Source organism: Neisseria sp. P0017.S009 (assembly GCF_051957375.1).
Classification (GTDB): domain Bacteria; phylum Pseudomonadota; class Gammaproteobacteria; order Burkholderiales; family Neisseriaceae; genus Neisseria; species Neisseria perflava.
Map to the genome: position 1 here is coordinate 1 of NZ_JBQCWL010000012.1, position 4,898 is coordinate 4,898.

Annotated in this window: 6 protein-coding genes; all 6 read left to right on the forward strand. The window is 43.3% G+C overall.

Annotated features, from left to right (window positions below):
- The coding region (locus tag ACTHTG_RS11065) for an RHS repeat domain-containing protein (RefSeq protein ID WP_440360695.1) at positions 1-1,191 on the forward strand (1,191 nt) is incomplete at its 5' end.
- Positions 1,192-1,222: 31 nt separating this feature from the next.
- Positions 1,223-1,759, forward strand: coding sequence for a hypothetical protein (locus ACTHTG_RS11070; RefSeq protein ID WP_199900979.1), 537 nt, complete (start codon positions 1,223-1,225; stop codon positions 1,757-1,759).
- Positions 1,760-1,815: 56 nt separating this feature from the next.
- On the forward strand, positions 1,816-2,541 hold the full coding sequence (locus tag ACTHTG_RS11075) for an RHS repeat domain-containing protein (protein ID WP_249967820.1): 726 nt from the start codon (positions 1,816-1,818) through the stop codon (positions 2,539-2,541).
- 22 nt (positions 2,542-2,563) lie between these two features.
- On the forward strand, positions 2,564-3,034 hold the full coding sequence (locus ACTHTG_RS11080; RefSeq protein ID WP_141761721.1) for a hypothetical protein: 471 nt from the start codon (positions 2,564-2,566) through the stop codon (positions 3,032-3,034).
- A gap of 4 nt (positions 3,035-3,038) precedes the next feature.
- The gene (locus ACTHTG_RS11085; RefSeq protein WP_004521141.1) at positions 3,039-3,515 is read left to right on the forward strand and encodes a hypothetical protein; all 477 of its coding nucleotides are present in this window, start codon (positions 3,039-3,041) and stop codon (positions 3,513-3,515) included.
- An 85-nt stretch (positions 3,516-3,600) separates the two neighbouring features.
- Positions 3,601-4,898 (forward strand): DUF6531 domain-containing protein (locus tag ACTHTG_RS11090; RefSeq protein ID WP_440362649.1); only part of this gene is annotated, 1,298 nt, incomplete at its 3' end.

A 4,898-nucleotide genomic window follows, 5' to 3' on the forward strand; every position in this document is an offset into this window, starting at 1 on the left:
TTCGACCCCGCACACAATATCCTGTCCGACAACAACAGCCCTACCGTCCCCGACAACCGCCTGAAAACCTACAACGGCAGCAGCTATTACTACGACTGCTTCGGCAACCTGATCCACCGCGATCTGGCCGACGGTGAAGTACAGAACTATTTCTACGACCTGCATGACCAACTGGTTAAGGCGGAAATCTTCAAAAAAGACGGCACGAAAGAGACTTGGGCCTACACCTACGACGCATTGGGCAGAAGGATAGGCAAAGGCCGTCTGAAAAACGAAGAAGCTTCAGACGGCCTCGAAGAAGAAACCCGCTTCGTTTGGGACGGCAGTCATCTGCTGCAGGAAGTCCAGCCGGACGGCAGGTATACCTATCTCTACACTGATCCTGACAGCTACGAACCCTTGGCACAGGTACGCAACCACACCAATACCGAAGGCGAAAGCAAACAGGAAATCCACTACTTCCATTGCGATCAAATCGGCATCCCGAGAGAAATGACCGATAAGGACGGCAACCTGGTTTGGTTTGGCAACTATACCGGCTGGGTTCGTCTGAAAGAGGAAACTAAGGTAACAGATAGCGCATACCAGCCCTTCCGCTTACAGAACCAGTATGCCGACCGTGAGACGGGGTTGCATTACAATTTCTTTAGGTATTACGAGCCTGATGTGGGTCGGTTTATCAACCAAGACCCGATTAGACTGTGGGGTGGAAACAATTTTTATCAATTTGCGCCGAACGTGCAGGGATGGGTTGATATTTTTGGTTTATATAATGCTCAGAAATGTGCATCAATTGCAGCTAGAATAGAAAATCTTAAATACGAAATATACGTAAAACGTATTCCCGCACTTGAGAGTAATCCAAATAATTTACCGTGGCGAATTGGTCCAGGGGAAGCTCTTAGAGATACTGTCCGAGGTCATGTAAAGCTACTGAATGCTGCGTATAGTAAACTAGCTAAAGCCGAAAAAGAGTGGGTGGATAATGATTGCGACAAACCACCACCTCCTTCTTCTCCCGTAACAAAATGCACTAATTGCTCCACTGAAGACAAAACATCTACTAATAATGATGCTTTAACAGCAATCGCCCTTGTTGGAACTGTTGTGCTAGTTAGTGTTTGTATATATTCAACGGCGGGAGTATGTGGTGCTTTTGTGGCAGGAGGAAGTTTTGTAGGAGCAATGTGAAGTTTAATATTGATATAGGAGCATGATAATTATGCGCAATAGTGATTTTTATATACAAAATATGATTGAAGCTTCTTTAGAACAAGAAGATTTCAGTCAAATAATTATACTACTAGATTCGCTACCATCTAAAAATATACGTAGAGCATTGTATTTATTATCAGAAATATTCCCAAATAAAATAGAAATTACTGAGAATGAATTTAAATTTATTAAATATATATTATCTAATAATAAATTTATAGTAGTTCAAAGCATCTCTGATTTTCTGAGAGCAATATCTATACTCAACTTTAATGACCTACAAAAACAGGAAATTGCTGATTTGATTTTTCAAAATCTAAATATTTTAAGCAAAAATTGTGATTTTGAGTTAAATGTACTAATAACAAAATTAATAGAACCCAATAAATTTTTTATGCAAGTTGAGAAAATTAAAAATAATTTAGATGATTATTCAAGAAAATATTTATTAGATTTTATTTTTTATGAGAAAGAATATCTTGAAAATGGCTTTAATGAAGATGAAATAAATGATTTCATAAAATTTTTGAGCTACCCTAGATAAAATAGCAAGCCGTAGCCCGCACGTAGTATGTGTGCCCAAAGGCATGCACGCGGGTTTTGTTCTTACAATTTAAAAGGCCGTCTGAAAATCTTTCAGACGGCCTAACCAATGGAGAAACAGTCACCGTCGTCAGCCTTTGCTACGGCTACGACTATACCGGCAACCTGATCCACCGCAAACTGCCGGACGGCGAAGTGCAGAACTATTTCTACGATCTGCACGACCAACTGGTTAAAGCGGAAATCTTCAAAAAAGACGGTACGAAAGAGACTTGGGCCTACACCTACGACGCCTTGGGCAGAAGGATAGGCAAAGGCCGTCTGAAAAACGAAGAAGTTTCAGACGGCCTGAAAGAGGAAACCGGATTTGTTTGGGACGGCAGCCACCTCTTGCAGGACGGCAGGTATACCTATCTCTACACCGATCCCGACAGCTACGAACCTTTGGCACAGGAACACAACCACACCAATACCGAGGGCGAAAGCCGCCAACAAATTCTCTACTTCCACTGCGACCAAATCGGCATTCCAAGAGAAATGACCGATAAAGACGGCAACCTCTTGTGGTTCGGCAACTACACCGGCTGGGGTCGTCTGAAAGAGGAAACCAAAGTAACGGATAGCGCATATCACCCCTTCCGCCTGCAGAACCAGTATGCTGACCTTGAGACGGGGTTGCATTACAACTTCTTCAGGTATTATGAGCCTGATGCGGGTCGGTTTGTAAATCAGGACCCGATTGGGTTGATGGGGGGGGGCGAATTTGTATGCTTTTGCGCCTAATACTGGGTCATGGATTGATCCATTGGGATTATTCGGCTTCGCAGGAACTGTTCCCAGTTCTTGTGGCTTTGGCAGTTCAGTAGCGACTACTGGTCATCAGCATGCAGCGGCTGCGATTGTTGCTTCCCGGTCAAAATCGCATATTGCTGTTGGGCGATGCAATAAAGACGAGCAAGACCCTTGTTCACAATTTCCCACAAAAAATGCAGCTAGAACTATTGCCTTAAAAGAAGCTGGTATTCCAACAAGCTCAACCCCGATTGCACAAAATATAACACCTAACTGGGAACAATATATGTATAAAAATCCAAATGGTTCACGAACACCACTCATTGTTTCGCACCATCCCTCTGATGCAAAACATCCTTGTCCACACTGGCATGTAGGTACCGCAAAAATGGATGGAAATCTTGTTCAAAAAAGAAATAATGGGAATGGTACATTTTCTTGGAAATACTATAAAGATAATGTAACTGTACAACATAGGAAATAGTATTATGACTGCTTTAAAAGATAAGATTTTTACTTTAAAACAGAATAATTTAATAAAAAAAATGAAAGAAAATTATTTTTTAAATAGTTTGATTTTGAATTCTGAAAAATTTATTCCATATCCATTTTCGTGTGAAATAATCAATCGTGTTTTCGTATCCTATAAAAGTATAGAATTATCAAAATTAAATTTTAGCTTATCGATAAAAAATGAAATATTAGATTTTTTTATACCAGAAGAAAATGATATTATATATGTATACTTTTATGGTGGAATAAATGATTCAGCTAAAACACCAATAGAATTATTCCCTTTATTTATTATTAAAAGAAAAGATATTAGTAATTGGCTAGAATTGATAAACAAGCCTAATTTTTACTGTTTAAAATTTTTTAATAATAAAATAGATAAAATTATTGATATATCTCTACTCGATAATGAAGAAAATGTGTTATCTGTTTTTATTGGAGTGAAAAAATAACTTTTAAAATAAAAAACAATCTATAAATGGCAAATTATTAAGCAAATGTAGGTTGATTCAAGCCCTAATGCCCCTGCAAGGTCATATGAACGGCAAGTTCAGCAAAAGACTCCCCCCTAAAACCTGTCTGTCCTGTAAGGGGGCGGTAGGTGCCGGCCGTCCGGTCAATCCGATACACGGGTTGAAGTTCCTGACAAATGAAACCGACTTTGCCTTTGAAGGCATTCTGCCGCTGGTATGGAGCCGCAGCTATTATTCCGACCAAGACGGTACCGGCTGGCTTGGCGAGGGTTGGAGCGTACCGGGCTGCCAACGCATCATCCGCGATGCGGCCGGATTGGCCTATATCGACGATCAGGGCCGTTTGTTCCCTTTACCGGAAGTGGATGAAGATGATGAAGAGCCGGTATTGTTCGAGAGCGAACAGATTTGGTTCAGCAAAAATCCGGACGGCCATTACGTCATTGCTTCGCTGGACGGTTCGATAGCGCTGCGTTTTGCCCCTTTAACCGTAGCGGAAGACGGTTCGGACGAAGACTGTACCCTCTTCCCTTTGGTCGCGGTGGAAGACGCTAACAGCAACCATCAGCGTTTCGTCTATCATCCGCTGACCGGTCTGCCGCAATACATTATTGACGGCAACGACCGGGTATTCTCGCTGAACTTCGGCAATGTGGCCGATGAGCAGTCACCCCAAATGCGGCTGCTGTCGGTGTCTCTGTTGGAAGGTTTGCCATCCTTCGGCGAAACAGTCCGGGTCGGCAGTCCGCTGGTCCGCTACGAATACAACGGCAGCGGTGACTTAATCCGCGTCATCGGCCGCGACGGCAACGTCAAACGCAGCTTCGGCTATAAAAACAATCTGATGGTGTCGCATACGGATGCGGCCGGATTGGTATCGGAATACGAATACGACCATTACACCCCGACCGGCAAAGTCATCCGCAACCGGACTTCTTTGGGCGAGGAATGGCGTTTTACCTATCACGAAGGTTACACCGAGGTAACCGACATATTGGGCCGTACCGAGCAATATCATTACGACTACAACAATGAGTTGACCAAACGGGTGTTTGCCGACGGCAGTACCAACCTGATGGAACGCGACGACTTGGGCCGTCTGCTCAGCCATACCGATGCAATGGGACGCGTTACCCGTTATCAATACAGCAACGAAGGCCAGGTAGAAAGCATTATCCGTCCGGACGGCGTCATCCTGCATTTCGACTATGACGACAACTACCGTCTGATCCGTAAAAGCGATGCCGAAAGCTGTTACCACGGCTATACCTATGACGAAGCGGGTAACCTGCTGACCCATACCGACCCGCTGAAACACATCACCCGTTTCGAATATGCCGGCAACGGTCTGTTGCTGTCGGT

Bases quoted from the DNA above. Each gene is read 5' to 3' on its own strand.
- ACTHTG_RS11070 (WP_199900979.1), top strand. From the start codon at position 1,223: ATGCGCAATAGTGATTTTTATATACAAAATATGATTGAAGCTTCTTTA.
- ACTHTG_RS11085 (WP_004521141.1), top strand. From the start codon at position 3,039: ATGACTGCTTTAAAAGATAAGATTTTTACTTTAAAACAGAATAATTTA.